The organism is Bacillus sp. S4, from assembly GCF_040838205.1.
Classification (GTDB): Bacteria; Bacillota; Bacilli; order Bacillales; family Bacillaceae_G; genus Bacillus_A; species Bacillus_A cereus_U.
On sequence record NZ_JBFPJI010000333.1, the window covers coordinates 1 to 3,396 of the forward strand.

The following is a 3,396-nucleotide window of genomic DNA, read 5'->3' on the forward strand; positions in this document are numbered from 1 at the left end:
ATATAACAGGTTAAAAGAAAAGAAGCTGATTATGATCAGCTTCTTTATGATGATAATGAAATGTTTGGATGTAACTGATAAATCTTAGAATAATCAAGTCATTAGTCATTTATTCTAGAGTTCATCTTTTATCAACTTTAAAAATCTGTGGTTCCATATATTTTCATAAAAATCAATCGTCTCTTGTGCAGACATAAATGAATTATTCAAAGTAGAGGTTGCTTTCTGTACCATGAAGTTTTCGTATCCCAATCCATGAGAAAATTTAATCGTAGCATCCATACAGTACTCTGTTTGGGCACCACAAAATTCAATACGATGTACAGATAATTGATCTAAAATTTCTTTTAAGTTTGTTTTATAAAATGAATTTGCATGTGTTTTTCGTACAAAAAAATCTTGTTCTTGAACATCTAGATCGGTATGAATAGCCCAAAGTTCTTTTTCGGGTACTAAATCATCATCACAATGTTGAACAAAAATGATTGGTTTATTTGATTTTCTGTATGAAGAAATTCTTTTATTTACTTTTGTAAGCAAGTTTTGTAAATCAAATAAATGCTCTCCGCTATAACATACCCCATTTTGTAAATCGATAACGATTAAAATATCTGCACAAGTATCCATTATTTTTACCCCTTTTTTATTTCTTAATATATCAATTAATCCATTACTTGGAAATAGATGATATATTTTTATTTTTTAATGAACGATACAAAAAGAAAAAACATTAAAATGAATATGCTAGACAGCATAAAAAGAAGATATGAAAACTTAATTTCATATCTTCTTTTCTCTCTATGCATTTACAGGTTCTTCTACATAAGAAAGAGCATTTTCGAAATCGGATATTAAATCGTTAACATTTTCAAGACCAACCGATAAACGGAGTAATGAATTGGAAATACCTCTTTCATCACGTGCTTCCTGTGATAAGGCTGCATGGGACATTTTTGCTGGATATGAAAGAATAGATTCAACAGCTCCTAGACTAACCGCAAAAACAGGCAGTTTAACTTTTGATAAGAATTGGCGCAGTGCATCTTCGGATTGTAAGGTGAAAGATAAAACAGCCCCAGCCGATGTTGCTTGATTTTGTTGAATACTATAACCAAGATGTGATTGTAATCCAGGGTAATAGACATTTTGAACTTTAGAGTGCTCTTGTAAAAAATGTGCGATTTTGTTGGCACCTGCAGCTGAATGTTCGAGACGTACATGCAATGTTTTAATGCCGCGAAGCACGAGAGAACAATCTTGCGGTCCTAAAATAGCACCAAAAGCGTTTTGTAGAAAGCCGAGCTTTTGAGCAAGCTCTTCATCTTTTACGACAGCTAATCCGGCGGTGACATCACTATGACCAGCAATAAATTTTGTTGCACTATGAAGAACAACATCGGCGCCAAGATCAAGTGGCTTTTGAAATAGTGGTGTCAAAAATGTATTATCAACAAAAGTAAGAGCATCAATAGATTTTGCAAGATTAGAAACAGCACGAATATCTGTCACTTTTAAAAGTGGGTTAGAAGGTGTTTCTACATAAAAGAGCTTCGTATTTGGTTTAATGTTTTCTTTTACTTCTTCCACATTGGTCATATCAACAAATGTATGTGAAACACCATAACGGGAGAGAACTTCAGTAACAATTCGATAAGTGCCTCCATATACATCTTCTGAAATAAGAACATGGTCACCTTGTGAAAGAAGGAGAAATGCAGTAGAAATGGCTGCAATGCCTGATGCAAAGGCGAATCCTTTTGTCCCGCCTTCTAATAAAGCAATGATATCTTCAAGAGCTTCACGTGTTGGATTTCCAGATCTACTATAGTCATACTTTCCGAAAGCATCTACATCAAACTGATGAAATGTTGATGTGTTATAGATGGGAACGTTAACAGCTCCTGTATGTGAGTCATGCTTGTATTGATTATGCAGTAAAAGTGTATCTATGGAATAGCTCATATTTTTACACCTTCTTTTACAAGTTTAATTGCTTGCTTTAAGTCTTGAATTAAATCATTGCTATTTTCGATGCCGACTGAAAAACGGAGAAGACGATTACACACACCGCGTGCTGTTCGAATATCTTCTGGAATATCGGCATGAGTTTGCGTTGCTGGATAAGTCATTAAACTTTCGACGCCGCCAAGACTTTCAGCAAATGTAATTAAGGATAAAGATTGTAAGAAAGGATTAATCCAAGTTTCATCTTGAAGGCGAAATGAAATCATACCACCTCTTCCTGGATAAAATACATTTGTCACACCATCTTCATCATTTAAATAAGCAACAATTGCATGAGCGTTTTCTTCATGCTGTTTCATGCGGAGTGCTAAAGTTTTCATCCCTCGAATTAATAGCCATGAATCAAACGGGCTTAAGACAGCACCAGAGGCATTATGATAATGAGCAAGCTCCTCGCAAAGAGATTTCCCTTTCGCAACGACAAGTCCGCTTAGTACATCGTTATGTCCGCCTAAATATTTAGTTGCGCTATGAAGGACGATGTTTGCACCTTCTGTTAATGGTTGCTGTATATAAGGTGTATAGAACGTGTTATCTACAATAAGAAGTAGTCCGTGCCTTTTCGCTACACTTGCTACACTTACGATATCAGTTACTTGCATTAATGGATTAGTCGGTGTTTCTATGAAAATAGCCTTCGTTTGAGATGTGATTGCTTGCTCAATTTGTTTAATAGATTGTGTATCTACGTATCTACATCGAATATTCCACTTGTCTTCATGTTCGGAAAATAGACGATATGTTCCTCCGTATAAGTCTTCGGATACGATAAGCTCATCTCCGGAACGGAATAGTGAAAGGACAAGGAGAACAGCCGCCATTCCTGAACTACAGGCATACCCTTGCTCACCGCTTTCTAAGTCTGCAATTGCCTGTTCTAAAAGACCGCGAGTCGGATTTCCAGTTCTTGAATAGTCAAAGCCAGTAGATTTACCAATTCCTTCGTGACGATAAGCAGTTGAGAAATAAACAGGTGGATTAACAGTTCCTGTTGTAGCTTCGCTACGGTTCCCGATTTGTGCTAGTTTTGTTTCGATTGTTGACATGTGAAAATTCCCCCTTTTTAAAGTGAACGACTAAGTGAAAATAAAAAAAGCCTTCTAAGAAGAAGGCTTTCGGATTGAATAGAGTCTTCTTCTCATCTGTCAAATCTTTCACAATTTGCTGGAATTAGCACCTTATTAACGAATGAATGTTAATGGTTGCTGAGGCGTCATAGGGCCAGTCCCTCTACCTCTCTAGATAAGAATGTTCGTATGAAATTTTTATTATGTTTTTAACTTTACAACAAAAGATAATTGAATTGCAACTTTATTTTAAATAATTTTTATTTTTCCGCAAGTGTCATTGACTTTTATTTTAGTGCATGCT

General features: G+C 35.5%; 3 protein-coding genes and 1 riboswitch. All 3 genes read right to left on the reverse strand.

Annotated elements, in window-relative coordinates; translation table 11 throughout:
* Window positions 1–114 precede the first annotated feature (114 nt).
* Window positions 115–627 (reverse strand): cysteine hydrolase family protein, encoded by a 513-nt coding sequence (locus AB3X48_RS19510; protein WP_002160472.1) that lies wholly within the window; start codon window positions 625–627, stop codon window positions 115–117.
* A gap of 171 nt (window positions 628–798) precedes the next feature.
* Entirely contained in the window at window positions 799–1,962 is a 1,164-nt protein-coding gene (gene metC, locus AB3X48_RS19515; RefSeq protein ID WP_002160473.1) for a cystathionine beta-lyase, read from the reverse strand.
* Window positions 1,959–3,071, reverse strand: coding sequence for a methionine biosynthesis PLP-dependent protein (locus AB3X48_RS19520; RefSeq protein ID WP_088099517.1), 1,113 nt, complete (start codon window positions 3,069–3,071; stop codon window positions 1,959–1,961). Before AB3X48_RS19520 ends, metC begins: the two co-directional genes overlap by 4 nt.
* Window positions 3,072–3,160: 89 nt before the next feature.
* Window positions 3,161–3,274, reverse strand: a riboswitch (SAM riboswitch).
* Window positions 3,275–3,396 lie beyond the last annotated feature (122 nt).